General features: G+C 41.9%; 15 protein-coding genes. 3 read left to right on the top strand and 12 right to left on the bottom strand.

What is annotated here, in order from left to right:
* The 12 genes from QZ576_RS17160 to hpt all read right to left on the bottom strand — a co-directional run.
* Window positions 1-2850 (bottom strand): hypothetical protein (locus QZ576_RS17160; protein ID WP_297099260.1); only part of this gene is annotated, 2850 nt, incomplete at its 3' end.
* A 410-nt stretch (window positions 2851-3260) separates the two neighbouring features.
* Complete coding sequence (locus QZ576_RS17155; RefSeq protein ID WP_297099259.1) at window positions 3261-3902, bottom strand: LuxR C-terminal-related transcriptional regulator; 642 nt, start codon at window positions 3900-3902, stop codon at window positions 3261-3263.
* 498 nt (window positions 3903-4400) lie between these two features.
* On the bottom strand, window positions 4401-6854 hold the full coding sequence (locus tag QZ576_RS17150) for a helix-turn-helix domain-containing protein (protein ID WP_297099256.1): 2454 nt from the start codon (window positions 6852-6854) through the stop codon (window positions 4401-4403).
* A 64-nt stretch (window positions 6855-6918) separates the two neighbouring features.
* The gene (locus QZ576_RS17145; RefSeq protein WP_297099254.1) at window positions 6919-8550 is read right to left on the bottom strand and encodes a thiamine pyrophosphate-binding protein; all 1632 of its coding nucleotides are present in this window, start codon (window positions 8548-8550) and stop codon (window positions 6919-6921) included.
* Window positions 8551-9261: 711 nt separating this feature from the next.
* Window positions 9262-9759: a shikimate kinase gene (locus QZ576_RS17140; RefSeq protein WP_297099252.1), complete on the bottom strand. Its 498-nt coding sequence runs from the start codon at window positions 9757-9759 to the stop codon at window positions 9262-9264.
* A 19-nt stretch (window positions 9760-9778) separates the two neighbouring features.
* Window positions 9779-12433, bottom strand: coding sequence for a DNA gyrase/topoisomerase IV subunit A (locus QZ576_RS17135; protein ID WP_297099250.1), 2655 nt, complete (start codon window positions 12431-12433; stop codon window positions 9779-9781).
* A gap of 38 nt (window positions 12434-12471) precedes the next feature.
* Window positions 12472-14307 (bottom strand): DNA topoisomerase IV subunit B, encoded by a 1836-nt coding sequence (locus QZ576_RS17130; protein WP_297099249.1) that lies wholly within the window; start codon window positions 14305-14307, stop codon window positions 12472-12474.
* 337 nt (window positions 14308-14644) lie between these two features.
* Window positions 14645-16423 (bottom strand): hypothetical protein, encoded by a 1779-nt coding sequence (locus QZ576_RS17125; protein ID WP_297099247.1) that lies wholly within the window; start codon window positions 16421-16423, stop codon window positions 14645-14647.
* The gene (locus QZ576_RS17120) at window positions 16424-17116 is read right to left on the bottom strand and encodes a phosphatase PAP2 family protein (RefSeq protein WP_297099245.1); all 693 of its coding nucleotides are present in this window, start codon (window positions 17114-17116) and stop codon (window positions 16424-16426) included.
* On the bottom strand, window positions 17116-18105 hold the full coding sequence (gene obgE, locus QZ576_RS17115) for a GTPase ObgE (RefSeq protein WP_297099243.1): 990 nt from the start codon (window positions 18103-18105) through the stop codon (window positions 17116-17118). Before obgE ends, QZ576_RS17120 begins: the two co-directional genes overlap by 1 nt.
* An 87-nt stretch (window positions 18106-18192) precedes the next feature.
* The gene (locus QZ576_RS17110; RefSeq protein WP_297099241.1) at window positions 18193-18765 is read right to left on the bottom strand and encodes an adenylate kinase; all 573 of its coding nucleotides are present in this window, start codon (window positions 18763-18765) and stop codon (window positions 18193-18195) included.
* An 18-nt stretch (window positions 18766-18783) separates the two neighbouring features.
* Window positions 18784-19323 (bottom strand): hypoxanthine phosphoribosyltransferase, encoded by a 540-nt coding sequence (gene hpt / locus QZ576_RS17105; protein ID WP_297099239.1) that lies wholly within the window; start codon window positions 19321-19323, stop codon window positions 18784-18786.
* An 88-nt stretch (window positions 19324-19411) separates the two neighbouring features.
* Here hpt and purE point away from each other — a divergent pair, with 88 nt between their 5' ends.
* The 3 genes from purE to QZ576_RS17090 are packed head-to-tail and all read left to right on the top strand — an operon-like array spanning window position 19412 to window position 22835.
* The gene (gene purE / locus QZ576_RS17100; protein WP_297099237.1) at window positions 19412-19918 is read left to right on the top strand and encodes a 5-(carboxyamino)imidazole ribonucleotide mutase; all 507 of its coding nucleotides are present in this window, start codon (window positions 19412-19414) and stop codon (window positions 19916-19918) included.
* Between the two features lie 59 nt (window positions 19919-19977).
* Complete coding sequence (locus tag QZ576_RS17095) at window positions 19978-20796, top strand: hypothetical protein (protein WP_297099235.1); 819 nt, start codon at window positions 19978-19980, stop codon at window positions 20794-20796.
* Window positions 20793-22835, top strand: a complete 2043-nt coding sequence (locus tag QZ576_RS17090; RefSeq protein ID WP_297099231.1) for a helix-hairpin-helix domain-containing protein — start codon at window positions 20793-20795, stop codon at window positions 22833-22835. Before QZ576_RS17095 ends, QZ576_RS17090 begins: the two co-directional genes overlap by 4 nt.
* Window positions 22836-22867: the final 32 nt, after the last annotated feature.

The following is a 22867-nucleotide window of genomic DNA, read 5'->3' as shown; positions in this document are numbered from 1 at the left end:
GCTCTGATTTCCCGGTCCGGTTACCTGTACATCAGCAGCATCACTTATGCTGAACGATGCCAAATGATTGTCGGTTGAACAACTGTCGGTCATCACAAAGTTAATCGTGACAGTTCCTCCGTCGCAACGGTCAGGGGCACTGTAGCCACTCAGATCCATTGTGTCGGCTCCACATTCATTTGTAACTACTGCAAAACTGTCGATCCAGGCATTAAACGCTGAGGTTACTTCTGCATCGGTTAAGAAATCGCAACTTGAGTAGCTCTGATTTCCCGGTCCGGTTACCTGTACATCAGCAGCATCACTTATGCTGAACGATGCCAAATGATTGTCGGTTGAACAACTGTCGGTCATCACAAAATTAATCGTGACAGTTCCTCCGTCGCAACGGTCAGGGGCACTGTAGCCACTCAGATCCATTGTGTCGGCTCCACATTCATTTGTAACTACTGCAAAACTGTCGATCCAGGCATTAAACGCTGAGGTTACTTCTGCATCGGTTAAGAAATCGCAACTTGAGTAGCTCTGATTTCCAGGACCGTCAACATCTACTGGCACATCATCAGGAACTTTGAAATATGCAGTACACGTTGGTGGAATCGCACACTCATCATGCAATGTCCAGATGACGGATACTGAATCGCCGCAAATATATGGATAGCTTGTACTATCCCAATCAGTTGTAAGCAAAGAATCACTTCCAATCACTACTACCCTTGTCATCCACTCATCGAAAGCTGATTTCATTTCGGCATCAGTCATACAAGTTGTAACAGTAGTGTCGTTTGGACAGATCAAAATAACCGGATCACGGTCACCAACTATGCCTTCACAAGTTACAAATTGAGGTATGGTTAAAGCAGTATCGGTTATTACAAGCCTGTAATCACCAGAATCCAATCCAGTAACCATGGTGTCATTACTAATCACCGTAATTGTATCTGGTAGTGCAAACCATTCGAATAAATAGTTTGCATAATTTGGCGGCACGTTTGCTAACTTAGCACTCCCGTCAGAATCACCATCACAAGTTGCATCTACTGTTACAACACTACATCCCGGAGGAGTATATGTTGGTGCAAATATTCTGGTGGTACAGGTTACAGAACAACCATTACTATCTACCAGATTGACGTAATATTCAATTCCACTTAAACTTCCTTCAAGTCCCCAAATTGAATCGGTTGTTTCTCCACCGCCAATTGTTCCATTTGATGTACTCCAACTGTAGGATACAATATCTGGCGTATTGACCTTAGCCGCACCATTAAACAAGAATGAATTTGTGGCCTGGTAAGGAGTGATATCGCAAACCGGATTATCATAGGTTTCGATAGTAAAGAAATCCACGGCATTACAGCCCGTATCCTGTGGGTTTTCACTACGAACCCAGATTGTATCAATTCCAACAGGGTTGGTATAAGAAGCGGTATTTACAATTTCGTTTAATCCCTGAACAGCGTCATCCATAGAGGTATGATAAGAAATATTTCCTCCATAGGACGAATCCAAAGCAGTGGTTAAATCAAAATCATGTTCATCTTCTCCATCTTCACAATCTGCAAGATCATGAACCTCAACTCCAGTTACCAGATCAAATCCAAATAGGAATGGTCCGGCAAAATCCTTCAATTCTGATGTAAATGAAGCAGAAGACCTTGTTTTAACTATCAATGATCCAAGTCTTTTATTACAGGGATCGCCACCAAACGCATCTAGTCCCAAATGAGTCATATTTATTGCAAACTCGGTAAACTGCAATTCTTTTATATTCTCCCACCATTTACCTTGCGAACCTTCTCTACTTCCCCATGGTGCACCAAGAGTTTCTGAATCGGTATTAACAATAGCCCAAACAGATGGATCATCTCCCCCTGAAAGTGGCTGAATTCCGGCATAACCGTAGCCGGTTGCATCCTCTCCGCTATCATATTCCCCGGTAAGATCAAAAGGTCGATTTGGAGTTTGAGCGTCATTCATCAATGAATCAAAAACGGCATCGGAGACCCAAATTCTGACACTTGTAAATGGCTGTGTTCCTCCATTTTCAAAGTCTACACTAACAATGAGATCTCCAGCAGTTAAAATACTTCCATCTGGATTAAGGTGCCAAGCTGTGTGACCGGCTTCGTCGCCCAAGCCTGTAAATCCAAAACCGTCATAGCCTAATTGTTCTGAAAAAAATTCAAAATCAGCATGTGAATTACCGTCAGCGGAAATCGTCGTAAATCCTCCTATTCCATACAAAGTATCACCTTCCATTCGCATATGGCCCATTACATCAATAAGGTCATTCTTTTGAGGTGTACCTCCATCGCCTAAATTCCAGGTAAGTGGATTGTCTCCGTTTTTATCCTGGGTGGTAGTAAAAACGCTTGCATCAGTTCGGCCTTGCGTGGCATTCGGATCTCTAGCATAAACAGCATCAATCCACAAAATATCCCCGAACATCGTATTTCTATCAACACTCATTCTTCGAATGAATGCGTAGTTTTTATCGGCTTCTGAATTTGTTAAAAGGGTATCCCATCCCCCTTGATCAATAACTCCCATTCCTGATCCGATCCAGCCATTATCATGAACATCATCGAACCAGTCATCTGTTAAACCATCAATATTGTTACTTGGTACCATCGTCCAGTTAGAATAGACGTCAGCATCAATTCCGAAATTGGCTTTCACTGCTGCTCCTTGTGTTGCAATCTGTCCAACTGAAGAATAATTAATCATTAGCATCGCCATTACAAGTAATGGCGTAAAAAAGCATAAGCGCCAATAATGGAGCCAACGCCTTTGTTGTTCGGGTAACATCTTTATGTCGCCCGGTAAGTCAGCGTAATTGTTTCCCATAATCTGATAATTTAAAGTTTTAAATGTGTTTTACTCATTATCAAATCATCCTCAAAATCAAATTACGTCCTTACAGGTGTTATTCATAAAATTGGTTTTTCGGAATTAATTCCAGGGGTATGGAGTTAATCCTCTCTAGCTTCAATTTTTACAAAAAAAAGTTACGAAAGGACGGTGCTGAAGTCAATCGGTTTTTTTACTGATTTATTGATGCAGAATAGTGGAATTATACTCCTTCCTTTTTATGCGTATCTGCAGCAGAATTATTAGTAGATATAAGTACTCCTAGCAAATTAAAGACTGTAAATAAAAGGACAAAAAAATGGGGCAAATTGCCCCAGCTTTCCAAATTTGATCAGCTTACTGTTATCTGATTAATTTATGACCATTTATTAAAAGCATATTACAGATTAGGCTAAAATATTATTACGGTAAGCATATTTTATCATGTCAGCCGTTGATCGTATTTTCAATTTTGCCAGGATGTTGCGTTTATGTGTCTCCACGGTACGTGGGCTAATATTCAGGTCTACACCAATCTCTTTATACGACAAGCCTTTAGTAAAAAGTTTTAGTACAGTTATTTCCCTTTCGGTGAGTTTATTACTTGTTATATTTTTTGCTTTGGCCTTGCGCGCCCTTATTGTGCTGCGGAAGATATCCCAAACTTTCATGGCAAAATACTCCTCCCCGTTTTTCAGTTTCTTTATTGCCTTTATCAGCTCTTTACCCGACGAGTTGTGAAATATAAAACCCTTTACCCCAAGGCGAATATATTCCTCAAAACAATCGGCATAGTGGTTACTTACAATCAATAATACCGGCACTCCTGAAAACGTTCGGTTAATTCGTTTCAATACTTTTATTCCCGAATTATCATCGTGAATTATATCGAAAATGATCACATCGGGCTTCTCTATCCCTTTACCTGCAAGTAGTTTATTGACTGAATCTGCCAGAATTACAACGTTAAATTGATCGGCATCTTCGAGTATTGATTTAATTCCTGAACCAAAGAGGTTAAACTGTTCTAAAATGGCTATTCTGCACATGGCTTCCGACTTTTAGGGATACACTCCCTATCCGCCTGAGTTGTCAACTCAAACAGACAATATTTTCATGTTGTGTTCTCTCGTACCTTGATTAATTTCTATTCTGAAACTCCCGATTTCAATAAAAAGCAATCAAGTGTCAATCTTCTTTAAAAAAGCGTATGTGGTTAACTGGTTTGTGATAGGATTGTTTCCAGTTTATTACGGATATACAAGTTAGTAAATAATTCATATGCATGTCAATCCGTAAAACTCCGTACTTTATTGTCGAAAATTACGTAGTAAAATACTATTTAGTCCTTTTTAAGAGTAAGTAGAAAAAGGCCAATTCCAAGTAAATTGGAGAGCACAACCATGTTTTTGATGCAGATTTTGATGATACAAATAAAACGAGATTTCAGTTAAACTAAATAAATTAGAATACCGGAGTACTATATGGAAATATAAAGGGAAGCTCAGTTTGTATTTGATATTATCGATCGGACAAAATGCAACTCATTAACTTGAACCCGCTACTTTGTTTTCCCAATAACTCAAGCCAATCCGTAACTCGCCATAACTAACCTCGCTACCAAAATGCGACTTGGCTACTCCGAAGGCTTTGTCTTCTGCTTTTTCAAAATAGTCAGCTATTTTTTTCAGTTTCGCTTCTTCAACCAAAAGTGTAGCCTCTAATTCTCCTAACTTAATGTAATGTGCCAAATGCCCCTCGATGGTATTTGCAGACAAGGCGCGTTCTTTTGCAATTTCTTCAATGGATTTACCGGAATTAAACAACTCAAAACTAAGCAGCTTCGTATCCACCTTTTCCTTCTTTTCCTTTTTGGGTTCCTGCAGCGGGATCTCCCTTTTTTCAATATCATTTTCTTTGCAATAATGCTGAATAATTGCTGCAATATCAGCTCCAAACTGAGTGATTTTACGAGGTCCCAAACCATTGATCAGTTTTAACGATGCTGCGTCGGTTGGCAGGTAAGTTACCAGTGCGTACAGTACCTTTTGTGAAAAGATCATAAAAGGTGGAATCTCCAATTCGGCGGCTTTTTCGGTACGGAAATTTCGTAATTGCTCAAACAACTCGGGATTTGGGATATTTTCAAAATCCGTAATTTCTTTTGCCTTTTGTTTTCCGGAAGACTTGCTTTGTTTCACCAGTGTTTTGGCGCGCGAGTCCATCAATCGTTTTACATCAAATCCTTCCAGACACGATTCAAATGCAGTAAGTTTCAATTGAGTGTCATCTTTCAGGTCGTTCACGTAACGTTTCAACTGGCGTTTTATCTCTTTGTTATCTACATCCAGATCGACCTTTTTAATCCCATCGGCCAGAATATGTTGTACCTTTTCGCCAAAATAGGCAGCCGCTTTTTTTATACGCTCCTGTAAAGCCTCATTCTGATACACATCGGGCTGCTGGCGCAATAATTCAGTAATCTGGTTATGAAATTTAGCTGCCACGGCAACAATCTCGTTATCATGTCCGTTACGAATTTTTTCCAGCTGTATGATCGTAACTTCCGGGAAACTTCCCTTGTTCTCGTTTACCAATTTAGCAACATTTCTCAACAAATTTTCCGAGCGATAAAAACGAAATATTTCTGTCAACTGTTCTTTTTGAAAGGCAAGTTTTGCAGTATTTAGTTCCTGTTCGCCGGGTTGGTTTTCTTCCACATCGCGGATAAAACCACTTACTTTTTGGTCGTTGATAATGCTTTTGCCCGCAATTGGTGATGAGAGCACCATTCCTTCAAGCGATTTACAACGGCTTAACGCCACATAAACCTGACCGTGTGCAAAAGATGCTTCTGCATCGATAATAGCTCGCTCAAAAGTAAGCCCCTGACTTTTGTGTATGGTAATTGCCCACGCCAGTTTCAGGGGAACCTGTGTAAACATCCCCTCCATTTCTTCCTTTATCTCGCCCGATTCTTTGTCGATTGAATATTTGTAGTTTTCCCAGTTTTGAGCTTCCACTTCAATCTCCTCTTCTTCACCCGGACAGAGCACAAAAACACGGTCTTTTTCAATCGACTGCACCTGCCCTATTTTTCCGTTATAAAAGCGTTTTTCGGGATTGGAATCGTTTTTTACAAACATCACCTGTGCACCAGCTTTCAGTTCCAGCGTAAAATCAGTCGGGTATGAATATTCCGGAAATTTCCCCTCAACAGTCGCTGTAAAAACGTCTTTACTTCCGGTTAAAGCACGCAGTTTTGAGTCGTTGATAAGTTGCGCACTTCTGTTGTGTGTACAAAGTGTTATGTATCCGTCCTCGTCACCGGGAACAAAATCCGGAATATGACGTGTGTTTAACAGCTGCCTCGCTTCCTCATCCAGTTTATTATCGCGAACTTTATTTAGCACCGAAATAAACTTTTCATCCTGCTGCCGAAACACTTCGGTAAGTTCAATACTCACATGCGGAAACTCGCGAAGTGCTTTACTACTGAAAAAATATGGCGTGTCGTATTCTCTGCGCAACAATCCCCACTCTTCGTTTTTTACCACCGGGGCCAACTGTTGCAAATCGCCGATCATTAAAACCTGTGCACCACCAAAAGGCTTTTGCCTGTTTTTAAAGCGACGCAGTGTGCGGTCTATTGCATCCAAAATATCGGCTCTCACCATACTCACCTCATCAATCACCAACAGGTCGAGGCTTCGCATAATATTTATCTTTTCTTTGGTAAAACGCTGCTCGCTGCTGTGTTTACTCTCTTGCCCCACCTGCGGCGCAAACGACAATTGGAAAAATGAGTGAATAGTAACTCCTGCCGCATTTATAGCCGCCACACCCGTTGGCGCAACAACTACCATGCGTTTGGGCGAGCGTTCTTTCAGGCTTTTCAAAAAAGTGGTTTTTCCTGTTCCGGCCTTCCCGGTGAGAAAGATATTTTGCCCGGTGTATTGTACAAAATCAAAAGCTAATTGGAGTTGTTTGTTGGTCTTCATATAATTTGTTCAAAAGCTGAAAATCCGATTGGTTACTATTTTTATCAATAAATATAATGAGAATTTATTTATTTGGCTGCAGAACAAGTCCGTCATATTCCTCGGGGCTAACGACAGCCTCAATTACAAGCGGTCCATCGGAAGCAAAAGCTTTTTCCAACGCGCTTTTGTACTCATCGTTGTTTGTTGCACGAACTACCGGAACTCCAAAATAATGATTGGTCGGTTCTCCGTCCAAAACAAATAAATCAGTACCATAACCACTATCGAAATTCTTTTTAGCTTGCTTAATACTTATCAGCGACAAACTATCGTCGTAAATCACTACAAAGACGATGTTGAGATTAAGTCGTTTTGCTATTGCCAGTTCTCCGACCATCATCAGAAAACCGCCGTCGCCCATTAAGGCAACTACTGGCAAATCAGGATTACAAAGTTTAGCCGCCAAAGCTGCCGGAATGGCAAAACCCATACTCGACCAGCCGTTGGTCATCAATAATTTATCGGGATGTGGAGTGCACCACTGTTGCCCAATCAAATGTAAATGGGCCCCCACATCAACGGTTAAAATTCCCTCCTCCGGTAAAATCTTCCGCAATTCATCAACCACAGCTAACGGCCCAAAGCTTCCGGCTTCCGGAGTCAGCTTTTTGAAGATCTGCTCCTTATTAGTTTCTATAAACTGAAGATCCCAGGCCTTAGGATTTATATCAAGCATTAGCAATTCGTTCATGGCAACGTCAAGAGCTCCAACCACATTAAAAACTTCAGGAATTTGCCCGGTTGCCACATCGGCCTCTTGCCTGTCGACATGAATCAGCGGAACTTCAGGCATCCAGTCTTCGTAGTTAAACTCCACCGGATCGTAACCAATTCCAATTACCAGATCAGCTTTTGAGTATACTTTCGACACTTCATTAGACAAGGCATGAAAAAGAACACCTGCATAAAGTGGATGCTCCTCAGGAAACATCCCTTTTGCCATAGGAGTAAGCACTACCGGCACCTGAAATTTCTCGGCCAGCGCAATTAATTGCTCACGACCCGCTGCATGCACAGCCGACAATCCAACAGCCAAAACAGGCTTTTTACTTGTTTGGATAAGCTTTGTAACTTTGGCAAGCTGATCGGCAACCAGGGGCGACCAACGTTTCTTTTCCAATCGCAGGTAATCAACTTCCGCTTTCACTTTCTGCACCTGATTTCTGCCAATTCCGGCCGGAATACCTATATGCACAGCACCCGGAGAATCGTCAGTTGCTATTCCTGCTCCTTTTAAAATAATTTCTTCAACGTTATTATGATTAAGGCGTGTTGTCCATTTTGTGATGGGAAAGAAAAGTTGCTGATGATCGATATTCATCTGCACAGTGCGCTTTAACAATTCATCGGGCATTTCGTCGGTAAAAGCCAACAAAGGAAAACGGTCGAGTTGCGCGCCGCCAACACCTGTGCTTAAATTAGTTGCTCCCGGCCCAAAAGTTGCGAAACAGGCTCCCGGCACACCGGTTAGCCGACCACAAACACCGGCCATAAAAGCTGCAGTTGCTTCGTGCCCGACTAAAATAAAATCGATGCCTTTCTCTTTTCGCAAGGCTTCAACATAATCAATCAAGTTGCCGCTGGGTACTCCAAAAACATAGCGGACACCAATTTCTTTTAAAGTATGGGCAAAAATTTCTGCAACTGTTGACATGCTTCTTCTATTTTTCAAGTCAAATGTTAAAAGTAAAAAGGCAAAAGGACCTTCAGGCAACTTAAATCTAAGGACTAATATTTTCCTATAAATTGATATTTGACCAATTATCAGGCTAATTTAAAGCCAATTTAGCGAGAATGCAAGGCACAAAATATTTCTAAAAAGCCATTACGTTTCGAGCTAATCAGACAAAAAGAATCGATAGCTCTCCATCTTGCTTCTGAAATTGTCTTTCCAGACAGGAAATCCTTTTTCCTTTAGCTGAAAAAGGATTCAAAAAAGCCACCGCTGACGATAAAAAGCTAAAAATAAATTCCTTTCACTAAAATCAAGAAACTCCTCCTTTTAGCCCTTCGTCCCTCAGGACTAACGATCGTCAAACAGACTTGATTTCTTTACGTTCTCTCCATTAATTTTCTCCACGCTTTTTCTCGAAGGCGGACCTTGGGGCAAATTTTGTGCGGGCTCGTCAAAAATCCGTCAATCGGGCCAATTAGTTCCATTGAAAAAACGCAAAGGTTATTTTTTGATCCCGATTAATCGGGAGTTCCTTTTGATCGAATGCAAAAGGAACTGCCCGTCTGGCATAAAGACAAAAGCAACAATACCAAGGTAAGCGTAGAATAGTAAAATCATAACCCCAATAAACCAGCCTTCATGCTCTAATAAATTCGATATAAGTAGATGAAGAAACTATGGGAACTTGAACTACGAAATCATTTCCTGAAGCCGGTCCAGACTGAAATCGGGTTCGGTAATTTCAAATTGTGCCTGCGAATAAAATTGCTTGCGTTTTTTTAATGTTTCATCGATGAAAGCAACCAGTTCTTCACGCGATTTTCCTTTAATCAATGGTCGTTCGGTTTTCGAATTCATAAGACGGTCGGCAAGAATGGCCGGATCAATATTCAGAAATACGGTCTTCCCGGTTTTATTCATCAGGTCGATATTATCAAAGAAACAAGGTGCTCCTCCACCGGTAGCAATTATAATGTCGGTAAACTCGGCCAGTTCTTCCAAAGCTTTTCGCTCTCTTTCCCTGAATCCGTCTTCGCCGTGATCGGCAAAAATCTGCGGCACTGTTTTGCAGTTTCTTTCTTCAATGTAATCGTCCATGTCGACAAACTGCACGCCCATGTGTTCCGACAAAAGGCGTCCCAATCGCGACTTCCCGCATCCCATGTATCCAATCAAATATACTCGCATCGTTTTCTTCTGTTATTCGCTAAAACAAAGAGCCCTGCCCGTCATCTTCCTTTTTCGGCCGGTTTACTTCAAACGGAACATCATCAATATCCTCCTTTTTCTCCGGCTTGCTTTCCGGTTCAACTTCCAGCTGTTCCTCTTCTTCCTCTTCATGATGATCATAATCATCTTTTATTACCGGCTCAATTTCTTTTATATTATCCACCTCGTAATTACTCAAACGCTTACCTTTTGCTTTCCACGATTTTACGCCGATAAACTCAGCCACCTCAATGATCTCGTTTTCGCGTTCAGCATTCTTTCCTCCAAACGTAAGCTCCAAACGCGGATAATGCACCCAGGTTAAACTAATCAGTTTATTGTCGTTGTTATCGCCAATAAAACGTATCAGCTTTCCTTCCGGTTCATCAATTTCAAAACGTTTCACGTAGTAATATTTCTGGTCGGCATCGTAATAAACCGCCGACAAAATCTTACGTTGATCAAATTTCTCGATAACCAGAATATCTTGCTGGAAGTGGTTGCTCAAATCGTAATTATACAACTGGAACTCGCCGCTTTTGTAGATAACCAGAATTTTGTCTTCGCCCGAAAATTCACCTAAGAAAGTTCCGCGGCTATCGGCATTCAGACGCAGCACATCCGAATCGAACCAGATTTTACGACCTCCAAGAGTTGACACGCCTCTTTCTTTGAGCGTAATTTTATGAATGTCGTTTTTGCTGAGAATATTTCCCATCGACTGGCGGCCTTTAATAGCCAGCTCACTGAGGTCTTCTTCAAAAACAAGCTTTTTAAGTCGCGGTTTCGGTTTCAGAACTACGCGTAAAATTTCAGCTTCGCCATTCGGGTTAGCCGAGAAATAAACGATGCGCGAGCCCCTGGTTTCCTTTGTAAGGTTGTACTCTTTGTCGCGGGTTACGCCCGTAACAAAAAAGCGTTTCATATAGAAATTGCCCGATTCGCCATCTTTATACACCACGTTATAAATGGTGCGTTTATCATTTTTCTTAAAAACGGCCAGGTGCAAAATGTTTTTGCCGATAAAAGCTTTATCCGAAACTTTGGTGATAAAATACGATCCATCGCGTCGGAAAACAATTATGTCGTCGATATCCGAACAATCGCAAACAAATTCTTCTTTCCGAAGCGAGGTTCCCATAAAGCCTTCCTTACGGTCGACATACAGTTTTTCGTTTTTCACCACCACTTTCGAGGCCACAATATTTTCGAAACTGCGGATCTCCGTTTTGCGCTCCTTGCCTTTTCCGTATTTCTTTTTCAGGTGTTTAAACCACTCGATGGTGAAATCAACAATGTTTTCGATATTATGCTCCACCTCGGCAATTTCATCTTCAATCGATTTCAATAAATCGTTGGCTTTATCCTTGTTAAATTTCAGGATGCGGGCCATACGAATTTCCATCAGTTTCAGAATATCTTCGCGTGTAATTTCGCGTTTCAGTTGTGGTTTCCACGGATCGAGTCGCTTGTCGATGTGTGCCACCGCCTGATCCATGTTTTCCGAATCCTCGAATTTTTTATCCTTGTAAATGCGCTCTTCGATAAATATTTTCTCCAGCGAAGAAAAATGCCACTGTTCTTCCAGTTCCGATTTGCGAATTTCAAGCTCGAGTTTCAGCAAGGCTTTTGTTGAGTCGGCCGAACGTCTCAGAATTTCGGAAACGCCAATAAAATGCGGCTTATCATTTTCGATGATACAGGCATTTGGCGACAACGAAACTTCGCAATCGGTAAATGCATAAAGCGCATCGATGGTTTTATCCGACGAAACACCCGCTGCCAGATGAACCAGTATTTCAACATGCTCGGCCGTGTTATCGTCAATCTTTTTTACTTTGATTTTTCCTTTGTCGTTGGCCTTAATAATCGATTCAATCAGCGTTGTGGTTGTTTTGCCATAAGGCACCTCGTTTATCACCAAGGTTTTATTGTCGCGCTTTTCGATTTTTGCACGCACTTTTACCGAACCACCACGCAGCCCATCGTTGTATTTGCTAAAATCGGCCGAACCGCCCGTTGGAAAGTCGGGATATATTTCAAAATCTTTTCCACGGAGGTAATTTATTGAAGCATCGAGCAGCTCGTTAAAGTTGTGTGGAAACATTTTCGATGCCAGACCAACCGCAATTCCGTCAACTCCCTGTGCCAACAATAGCGGGAATTTTACCGGAAGTGTTATCGGCTCTTTTTTACGACCGTCGTAAGACAGTTTCCATTCGGTAGTTTTCGGATTGAAAAGTACTTCCAAAGCAAACTTAGTCAGGCGGGCTTCAATGTAACGAGGTGCTGCCGCTCCGTCGCCGGTAAGAATATTACCCCAGTTTCCCTGCGAATCGATCAGTAATTCTTTCTGCCCGATCTGCACAATGGCATCACCGATCGATGCATCTCCGTGCGGGTGATATTGCATGGTTTGCCCTATAATGTTCGCCACCTTGTTGTAGCGTCCATCATCCATTTCGCGCATGGCATGCATAATACGCCGCTGCACAGGTTTTAGTCCGTCGTTAATGTACGGAACCGCCCGCTCGAGTATTACATACGAGGCATAATCCAAAAACCAGTCGCGGTACATGCCCGAGAGGTAGATTACTTCCTCTTTTACACTATCGTCCTGAATTTCTTCCTGATTTAAATTCTCTTTTGACATTCTTCTCTCTGAAATTTATCGTACTTTATTTGAGGCTCTTATTCCACTTCGTCTTTTTCAACATACAGGTTTTCGATAATGAATTCCTGCCTGTCGGGGGTGTTTTTTCCCATGTAATAGGATAACATTTCGGCCACCGATTCGTGCTTTTTCATTTGCACCGGATCGAGTCGGATATCTTTACCGATGAAATGTTTGAATTCATCGGGCGATATTTCACCAAGTCCTTTAAATCGGGTTATTTCGGGTTTGCCACGCAGTTTATTAATGGCTTTCACTCTTTCTTCTTCCGAATAGCAGTAGAATGTTTTTTGCTTGTTACGCACCCTGAACAGCGGCGTTTGCAAAATATAAACATGTCCCTTCTTAATCAACTCAGGGAAAAACTGCAAAAAGAAAGTGATGAGCAGCAAACGAATGTGCATTCCGTCAACGTCGGCATCGGTAGCAATAATTACGTTGTTGTAACGCAGGTCTTCCATGCCTTCTTCAATATTCAGCGCCGCCTGCAAGAGGTTGAATTCCTCGTTTTCGTAAACCACTTTTTTGGTGAGGCCAAAGGTGTTCAGCGGTTTTCCTTTCAAACTAAAAACGGCCTGTGTATTTACATCGCGCGATTTTGTGATCGATCCACTTGCCGAATCTCCCTCGGTTATAAAAATGCTCGATTCTTCTTTTCGCTCATGTTTCTCATTAAAATGCACACGACAGTCGCGCAATTTTTTGTTATGCAGGTTGGCCTTTTTAGCGCGTTGACGGGCCAGTTTTTTAACGCCCGAAATTGCTTTTCTTTCGCGCTCCGATTCTACGATGCGTCTCAGCAGAACTTCGGCAACTTCGTGGTTTTTGTGCAGAAAGTTATCCAACTCGGTTTGCAGGAAATTACCAACGTGTGCACGTACCGACGGCCCATCGGGACCAATATCTTTCGATCCTAGTTTTGTTTTGGTTTGCGACTCAAATACAGGCTCTTCTACTTTAATGCTAACGGCCGCCACGATCGATGCCCGTATATCCGACGGGTCGAAATCCTTCTTGTAGAAATCCCTGATCGTTTTCACTAAAACTTCGCGAAAAGCCTGTAAGTGAGTCCCTCCCTGGGTGGTGTGCTGACCGTTAACAAACGAATAATAATCCTCCCCGTATTGATTACCATGTGTTATGGCAACTTCAATATCTTCGCCTCTGAGATGTATAATTGGGTAAATTGGGTCGTGATCCATGTTCTCTTCCAGCAAGTCGCGTAAACCGTTGCGCGAATAAAACCTTTCGCCATTAAATTCAACAGTTAACCCGGCATTCAGGAAGGTATAGTTTTTCATCATATTCACGATATAATCGCTCATATAACGATACTTTTTGAACACCTCAACATCGGGGACAAAACTCACCTCGGTTCCGTTTTCCTCGTCCAGATCTTTAAAATCTTTCTCGCCGGTTTTAACCCCCTGGCTAAAATACACTTCTTTAGCCACGCCTTCGCGAATTGCTTTTATAGTGAAATCGGTTGAAAGGGCATTTACGGCTTTAATACCAACACCGTTCAATCCCACCGATTTTTTAAAAACCTTGTTATCGTATTTTGCGCCGGTATTCATTTTGCTCACTACATCAACCAGTTTTCCCAGGGGAATTCCACGACCAAAATCGCGGATAGTTACCCTATCCTGATCGACATTGACAATGATCTTTTTACCATGCCCCATCATAAACTCATCGATGGAGTTATCCATTACCTCTTTCAGCAAAACATAAATACCATCGTCGGCAGAAGTTCCGTCACCGAGTTTACCAATGTACATACCCGGACGTCGCCGGATGTGCTCCTGCCAGTCTAACGTTTTAATTGCACCTTCGTCGTAGTTTGCGCTCATACTTCAATCTCCAGAATCAACTTTCGAAATTTTAATAAACTCTGTGTTTTCAACGGTTTTGCGCTTGCGGGGTTTGGTTTTCTATCTAAAAAACACAGAATTTACCCAATTGTCACAAATATAATCAAATCCTACACTTACCAAGGGGTTTCGCGCGTGCAATAACTAACAATCAACCGTTGAAAAAGTGTGGATAAAATTAGGAGTATGAGCGGGCGAAGACGACATCCTACATGAAAACCTTTGCAAGAATTCGCAAGGCTAAAACCGGAAGCTATTACGACAAAATATTGGCTTACAGATTTCAGTAAACCACAGGCCAGCCCGCTTTAAACAATTAAATAATTCCCATTTTTTTCATCAGGAAAGTGGCATTCATGGTTTGGGTAACGCCATCCGAGAGTTTGTAGTCGAAAATCAGCTCGTTGTTTTCAATGCGGATTTCGAAACACTTATTGAAGACTTGCTTCGGAAGCTCCTTTTCCATATCGCTCAACTTAAGGTCATGTGTGGCAATCATTGCTGCACACTGATGCTGAGCAAGTTTTCGTACCAGTTCTTTCGAGCCATTCAGTTTATCAACCGAATTGGTTCCTTTCAGCATTTCGTCCAGAATAACGAAGATCTGCTCGCCCGCGGCCAATCGATCAAGCACAGCTTTAATCCTTTTTAATTCGGCAAAGAAATACGACTCGTCTTTTAGCAGCGAGTCTGTGGTTCGCATGTTAGTATACAAATCAACCGGCCTTATTTTCATCGAGGTAGCACAAACAGGCGCACCAATTTCGGCCAGCAAAATGTTCGTTCCCACGGTGCGCAAAAAGGTACTTTTCCCGGCCATATTTGCACCGGTAACGATCATTATTTTCGACCAGCCCTCAATTTCAATATCATTGTTTACCCGCTTGTCTTTTTTCAGCAGCGGATGCCCCAATTCGGTGGCACAGAATAAAAAATCCAGGTCCGTAATTTCCGGAAAAACAAATTCGCTGTGGTTATTGGCATAATTCGCCAGGCTGATAAAAGCATCCATCTGTGCGATAATTTCGAGCCACTCTGCCAACCTGCTGTGATTCGTTTTGTGCCAATTCCAAAGTTTGTATACACAACGAATATCCCAGGTTAAAAGTCCGTTCAGTACCACGCCAACCAAAATGTTTTGGCGGTATTCAAATTCTTTCACCAAACTTTTTAGCTCGCCAAAAATTTTCCCGGCTGAAGGCTCGGTTACTTTTTTCTTTAATTCGCGCAAATACGGAGATTGGAATTCCTTCTCCTCGATCATCCTCAACAGTTGCATATATTTGGCCAGCAAGTCAGACTTGCGGCCAAAAAAAGCGAAGTAATAATTCACCCGTTTTGTCCAGGCAAACAAAAGAAGGAACTGCACAAAAACCATCGCCACCAGATAAAAATTACTCAATCCCAGTATTGCAGGAATTGCAGCCAACATAGTTATTGCCGGAACGATACAAATCAACCATTTCAACAGGTTCGACCGATCCAAACCGAGCTCCATTTTCGACCAGTTTCGAATTTCATTATACTGCGCTTCCGATTCCTGAAACAGATTTCCTTCGGTTAAAAAATCGATTCGCCACAAAGGCATCTCTGCCAATTCCTTAATAGCTTCCTGACGCTGCTCGATTTCCACTTTTTCCTGTAGCGGCTTTTGCAACCAACCTGCCAAACACTGACGACCTTCAACAGTCGCCGTTCGGCTTAAATACTGAAACAACGATCCTTCACCAAACAAATCAAGATCGTAAGCAAACGGATGTTCTGCATTTAGAAACTGCTCACCATTTTCAAAATGCAGGAACGAATGATCCAAAGCTTTCAATTCATCCTCCAGCAACCTTGTTTTAACAACAAGCGTTTGCTTTATTTTATCGAGTTGAAGATTTCTTTTAATGAGGTAAAAGAACAGCACAATAAGCGGAAGCGTGGAATACAGGGTAGCGATTTGCCAACCAAGAATAATAAGCGGGAGAAATATTGCAACAAAAGCGACAAAACGATACCAGGCAAAACGTTTTACTTTTGCCGATACACGCTGCAATTCGTCGGTGTAAAACAAAAGTTTTTCGTAATAAAGCCGGGCCGGTTCGCTCATTTATAACTTATTGTAGTGACGGAGAATTAGAACAGCAACCAACACAGTACACAACAGTACCGAATAGATTAAAATCATGGTTCTGGCAGCTTTTGCCGAAAGTGCCGTTTTTTCAATTTTCGGGGAACGCCCAAAAAAGAAATGGTTTTCTACAAACATCATCAGCCGGTACAAACCCCAACCAATCAGCCAACCCACAAGTCCACCGCAAATAAGATCGAGCGGATAATGCACGCCTACATAAATGCGTGAATAACAAAACACAAGCACCCACGACAGCATTAAAAAATAAAACGTGCGGTTTTTGAATGTGCGGGATATAAGCACCAACATGGCCACCGAGTTGGCAGCATGCGCCGAGACAAAACCATAAGGGCCGCCTTTACCCATTACCTCATGCACCAAATGTGAAATAAACGGATCGTGTACCGGACGAAAACGCTCAAACGTATCTTTTATTAATCCTGAAAACTGATCGGTTACCGCTATGAGGACGCCCAAAGTAATAAGGATTAAAATGGTTTTGCTTCGATAATTTTTTACGATATAAAATAAAATGCTGGCAAAGAACGGGATCCAGATTTCCTGTCGTGTAATCATCACCATAACAGGATCCCAAAAACCATTATGTAAGCCATTCAGAAATAAAAACAGATCTTTATCCAGTTCCAGTATTCGTTGCAATAATTCCATTAACTATTTAAAATTTCCCAGATTCGGTCTTTTAATTGTTGAATATTAAACCCTGAAACGGCAGAAAAAAACAAGTGCGGAATATCACCCAATTCGCTGCTGATTTCCGTCATCAGCTCCTCGTCCAGCATGTCGGCTTTACTGATGGTTAAAAAGCGCTGTTTGTCTAGTAATTCAGGATTGTATTTTTCGAGCTCGTTGAGCAATATTTTGTATTCTTTTAGGTGGTCTTTACTATCGGCCGGAACCATAAACAAAAGCATCGAGTTTCGTTCGATGTGCCGTAAAAAGCGCAGTCCCAAACCACGTCCTTCGTGCGCTCCTTCAATAATTCCTGGAATATCGGCCATTACAAACGAACGTTGTTCGCGATGCCCCACAATTCCTAAATTTGGCACAAGCGTGGTAAACGGATAATCGGCAATTTTAGGTTTTGCCGCCGAAACCACCGACAACAGTGTTGATTTTCCGGCACTTGGAAAGCCAACCAAACCAACGTCGGCCAGTACTTTTAGCTCCAGTATTTTCCAGCCCTCTACACCTTCTTCGCCGGGTTGTGCAAAACGAGGTGTTTGGTGGGTAGACGTTTTAAAATGATCGTTTCCCAAACCTCCACGGCCACCTTTCATCAGAATTTGTTCTTCGCCGTGTTTTGTAATTTCAAACAGGAATTCACCGGTTTCCACATCGCGGGCCACAGTTCCCAGCGGCACTTCCAGGTAAATATCTTCACCATCGGCACCGGTACTACGCTGCTTCCCGCCCGGTTCGCCGTGTCCGGCCTTAATGTGTTTCCGGAATTTCAGATGCAGCAATGTCCACATCTGCTCATTACCTACAAGGATAATATGGCCACCACGACCACCATCGCCACCATCGGGGCCACCTTTGGCCACAAATTTTTCCCTGCGCAGGTGCGCCGAGCCGGAACCTCCGTTCCCCGACTGACAATGAATTCTTACGTAATCAACAAAATTGGTCTCTGCCATCTGATTTTTCCTGTTCGTTAACTTTACAAATATAAAAAAGGTGAGACACCTGTCCTACAACAAGCTTCTCACCCATGTAAATCGATGTTATAATTTTTCTACAACTTCCTGTAATCTACCAGCAATTTCCTCAATAGTACCCATTCCGTTTACATCGAAATGTTTACCCTGCGGTTTGTAGTATTCAATTAAAGGAAGTGTTTTTTCGGTGTAAACCGTAATGCGGTTTTCAATAATCGACTGGTTTTGATCATCAGAACGGCCCGAAACTTTTCCGCGGCTCAACAAACGATCGATCAACTCCTGTTTTTCAACCTGCAGACAAAGCATGCCTGAGATTGGTGTACCATTTTCGTTCAACAAAACATCCAATGCTTTTGCCTGATCAACGGTACGAGGAAATCCGTCGAAAATAAAACCTTTCGCGTCTTTGTTCGCGTCCAGTTTACTTTTAATCATTCCGATCACCACTTCATCAGGAACCAACTCTCCTTTATCCATGAAGTTTTTGGCTTCTTTTCCAAGTGCTGTTCCTTCGGCAATTTCGCTACGTAGCAAATCGCCGGTCGACAAGTGGATCAACCCAAATGATTTAATAAGAAATTCAGCCTGGGTTCCTTTTCCTGCCCCCGGTGGGCCAAACAATACGAGATTCAACATAATTTTTGGTTATTTTTTTTATTTTACTACCGTGTAAATATCGATCAGATTTCTACCGTAGCCGTCGTAGTCAAGTCCGTAACCTACGATAAAATCATTCGGGATCTCTATTCCCACATATTTAAGATCTACTTCTTTCTGAAGTGCATCAGGTTTTAACAACAAAGTTGCTACCTGCACTTCTTTTGGTTTCATTTGCTCCAGTTGCTCTAAAATATTGTTGATGGTGATACCTGTATCAACAATATCTTCCAGAATAACTACGGTTCGTCCTTCAATTTTTTCATTCAAACCTATCAGTTGTTTCACTTTTCCGGTTGTTGAATCGCCTTGATACGAAGCCAGTTTTACAAACGAAATCTCCGACTCAACAAAGTCAATTCGCTTATAAATTTCGGCGGCAAACATAAACGAACCGTTTAAGATGCACAGGAAAAGCGGGTCTTTGTCGGCCAACTCCTTATTCATTGTTTCAGCCATTTGTTCAACAACTGAACGAATCTTCTCATATGGAATAAATAACTCAAATTCCTTGTCCAGAATTTTAACCTTCTTCATATGTGGATTTGATTTTTATTAATTGCTAATTTGCTGTATTTTCGTGCTGAAAATAAAAAGATACAAAGTAACAAATAAATTATAAAACATGACTCCAAAAGTTAGCATTATTATGGGTAGCACATCGGATTTAACAGTGATGGAAAAAGCTGCCAAATTGTTTGATGAGTTTGAAATTCCTTTCGAGATCAATGCTTTGTCGGCACATCGCACTCCGGAAGAAGTAGAAAGCTTTGCCAAAGGAGCCAAAGACCGTGGTATTAAAGTTATTATTGCGGGTGCCGGAATGGCGGCTCACCTGCCGGGTGTAATCGCTGCAATGACTCCGATTCCTGTAATCGGTGTTCCGATTAACGCCAGCTTATCAGGGTTTGATTCTATTCTTGCCATTCTTCAAATGCCTCCGGGGATTCCGGTAGCAACAGTTGCTGTTAACGGTGCTATGAATGCTGCTATTTTAGCAACACAAATGATGGCCACCGGCGACGAAGAACTGATGAACAAACTGGTTGCGTACAAAGAGAACCTGAAAGAGAAAATTGTTAAAGCCAACAAGGAACTTTCAGAGGTAAAGTACAGATTTAAAACAAATTAATTGTAAGTAAAAATATTTTACTTAATTTTAAAGAGGTATTAATTAATACCTCTTTTTTTATGCAAAAACCCTTTTACATACTGCTGGTATGCCTTACCATAATTGCTTCTGAAGCCTCCCCGCAAAACTACACCGGAGGTGCACGTTCGGCTGCGCTCTCAAATGCTTTCGTCTCTATTTCCGACACCTGGAGCACTTTCCACAACCAGGCCACTTTAGCACAACTAAATACTTTTTCTGCCGGTGTTTATTACGAATCGAAATACGGAATTGATGACTTTGCGTTGGCAGCCTCAAGTGTTGTTTTACCCACAGGTGCTGGAACTTTTGGTTTGAGTTTTTACCAGTTTGGAAAGGAAACATTTAAAGAACACAAAATCGGTTTTGCCTACGCCAAACAACTATCGGAACGTTTTAACGCTGCCATCCAGTTCGATTACCTGTCGCAGCGAATGCCTGAAAATGCGGATGCTTTTTCATTCGTTACTTTTGAGGTAGGCGCAACTTATCAGCTGAATGAACAAATTACACTGGGTGCCCACTCGTACAATCCGGTAAAAAATGGCTTCAATTATCCCAAGGAAAAAATAAAACTCCCTGCAGTTTACCGTCTGGGTGCTCATTATGCATTCGATGAACATGTTTTGGTGAGCCTTGAAACGCAAAAAGAATCAGACCGCGATGCAGTCGTTCGAAGTGGATTGGAATTTATGCCGCTCGAAAATCTGGCACTTCGTTTTGGAATTTCCGGCCGACCGGTTCAGTATACTGCAGGCCTGGGCTACAGTCTCAAAAACATCAGTACCGATATTGCCTTTAGCTACCATGGTAATTTAGGATTTACACCATCAGTTTCCGTTCAATACCAACTAAAATGAGAAAACTGATTCGGCATATTATTTTCATCCTGCTCCAACTATTCGTTTTGGCGGCAGCTGCACAAAACGATTCGCCGGATCAATTAATCGAATCGATACTGGAATCGCATCTCGACAAAATTGAAGAAGGTACCGATGTGGCATTAATTATTGAAGACCTTGAATATTTTTTAGAACACCCTGTTAATATTAACGCAACAAGTGCTACAGAACTGGCACGGCTCTATTTACTGAATGAAATTCAAATTCAAAAATTGCTGGAGTACATCGTAGCCTACGGCCCGGTTTATTCCATTTTCGAACTAAAAACCATTGATGGATTTACGCCTAACCTGCTGCAAAAGCTGAATTATTTTATTGAGTTTGGCCCCGAAGAGCAAGAACAACAAACATTACAAAAGCAACTAAAATATGCCGATAATCAGTTGCTACTGCGTACGCTTGGCTATTTGCAAACAGCGCGTGGCTACAAAGAAAAAGACGATGGTACAATTCCGTACGAAGGCAACCGCTTTCGTTATTACACGCGATATAATTTCAGGGCAGGCGACAAACTTTCTGCCGGCTTTACCGCCGAAAAAGATCCGGGCGAAGCCTTTTTTACAGGCTCTAACAAAAGTGGTTTCGATTATTACTCGGGACACATTAGTTTTAAACTGAACGAAACTTTTGAGAACATTTCTTTGGGCGATTACCTTGTTCGATCCGGCCAGGGTCTGGTCTTGTGGCAAGGTTACACCACCGGAAAATCAGAGAATGTTTTGGGAATAAGCAAAACCGGTCAGGGCGTTCGGGCTTACACGTCGGTGGATGAAAACTTTTATTTCAGAGGAGCTGCGGGAACGGTAAAATTGGGCAACTCGCGTTTCAGTTTATTCTACTCGCACAAAAATGCCGATGGCAATTTGGAATACAACGATTCTGTTGTCACTCATTTTACCAGTCTGCAAACCTCAGGCTACCATCGCACAAAAAGCGAAATTGCCGATGAAAAAACCGTGAAATTCACTAACGCCGGTGGTGTCTTTACTCACAATTTTAACCACCTAAAACTGGGAGCGACTGTTGTTTATCAGCATTTCAACAAATCATTTATTCGCAGTGACCAGCTTTACAATCAATTTCGCTTTAGCGGCACAGACAATTACACTGCCGGTGCCGATTATCTTTTTAGCAAAAACAACTACACGCTGTTTGGCGAGGCGGCCATCTCAAAATCAAAAGGCAAAGCGGTTACTCAGGGAGCGATTGTACATGTAAACGACCAACTGGGATTTTCAGCGCTGTTTCGTCATTTTGATAAAGACTACAATGCTTTTTGGGCCAATACCATGGCAGAAGGCAGTAACATCAGCAACGAGTCGGGGCTTTATTTTGGAGTACGATTTCTACCGGCCAGATTTGTAACGCTATCCGCTTATTCCGATGTTTACCAATCGGAGTGGTTCAACTACTCCACTGCCGGCCCTGCACGTTCGTGGGATATTTTTACACAGGCTGATTTTCAGATCAGTGAAAAAATAAGCGCCTACCTGCGTTTTAAAAACGAGGAGAAAGATCAAAAATTCAAAAACGAAAATCGTTATATTAATCTACCCGAGCGTGTTCAGAAATTACGTTTTCATATTCAGTTTCAGGTTTCGGAAACAGTCTTGCTAAAAACACGCGCTGAACATGTTTATTACAAGGGCGAAGAGAGCGAAAATGGATTTTTACTTTTTCAGGATATTCAATTTAAACCCAACGAATTTCCGCTGAATCTTGCTGCACGGTTGGCCTGGTTTCATACCGAAAGTTATAACAGCCGCATTTACGCTTACGAAAATGATATTCTTTATGCTTTCTCAATTCCGGCGTATTACGGCGAAGGATTCAGAACTTATCTCAACCTAAAGTACCAGCCGGCTAAAAAAATCGAGTGCTGGTTAAAGCTGGCAAATACGTGGTGGACCGACCGTGAAACCATCAGTTCGGGCTACAACGAAATTGCCGGGCACCACAAAACAGAGCTAAAATTCCAGTTAAGGTTGAAATTTTGATTTTGAATAACTTACTTTGTCAGGTTAAAATT

This window comes from uncultured Draconibacterium sp., assembly GCF_913060805.1.
In the GTDB taxonomy this organism is placed as follows: Bacteria; Bacteroidota; Bacteroidia; order Bacteroidales; family Prolixibacteraceae; genus Draconibacterium.
Note: the sequence above shows the minus strand (reverse complement) of the source record. Positions and strands in the feature narration are given on the sequence as shown.

Coding starts and splice junctions, on each gene's coding strand:
- QZ576_RS17155 (WP_297099259.1), bottom strand. CDS start 3,902: ATGTGCAGAATAGCCATTTTAGAACAGTTTAACCTCTTTGGTTCAGGA.
- QZ576_RS17150 (WP_297099256.1), bottom strand. CDS start 6,854: ATGAAGACCAACAAACAACTCCAATTAGCTTTTGATTTTGTACAATAC.
- QZ576_RS17145 (WP_297099254.1), bottom strand. CDS start 8,550: ATGTCAACAGTTGCAGAAATTTTTGCCCATACTTTAAAAGAAATTGGT.
- QZ576_RS17140 (WP_297099252.1), bottom strand. CDS start 9,759: ATGCGAGTATATTTGATTGGATACATGGGATGCGGGAAGTCGCGATTG.
- QZ576_RS17135 (WP_297099250.1), bottom strand. CDS start 12,433: ATGTCAAAAGAGAATTTAAATCAGGAAGAAATTCAGGACGATAGTGTA.
- QZ576_RS17130 (WP_297099249.1), bottom strand. CDS start 14,307: ATGAGCGCAAACTACGACGAAGGTGCAATTAAAACGTTAGACTGGCAG.
- QZ576_RS17125 (WP_297099247.1), bottom strand. CDS start 16,423: ATGAGCGAACCGGCCCGGCTTTATTACGAAAAACTTTTGTTTTACACC.
- QZ576_RS17120 (WP_297099245.1), bottom strand. CDS start 17,116: ATGGAATTATTGCAACGAATACTGGAACTGGATAAAGATCTGTTTTTA.
- obgE (WP_297099243.1), bottom strand. CDS start 18,105: ATGGCAGAGACCAATTTTGTTGATTACGTAAGAATTCATTGTCAGTCG.
- QZ576_RS17110 (WP_297099241.1), bottom strand. CDS start 18,765: ATGTTGAATCTCGTATTGTTTGGCCCACCGGGGGCAGGAAAAGGAACC.
- hpt (WP_297099239.1), bottom strand. CDS start 19,323: ATGAAGAAGGTTAAAATTCTGGACAAGGAATTTGAGTTATTTATTCCA.
- purE (WP_297099237.1), top strand. CDS start 19,412: ATGACTCCAAAAGTTAGCATTATTATGGGTAGCACATCGGATTTAACA.
- QZ576_RS17095 (WP_297099235.1), top strand. CDS start 19,978: ATGCAAAAACCCTTTTACATACTGCTGGTATGCCTTACCATAATTGCT.
- QZ576_RS17090 (WP_297099231.1), top strand. CDS start 20,793: ATGAGAAAACTGATTCGGCATATTATTTTCATCCTGCTCCAACTATTC.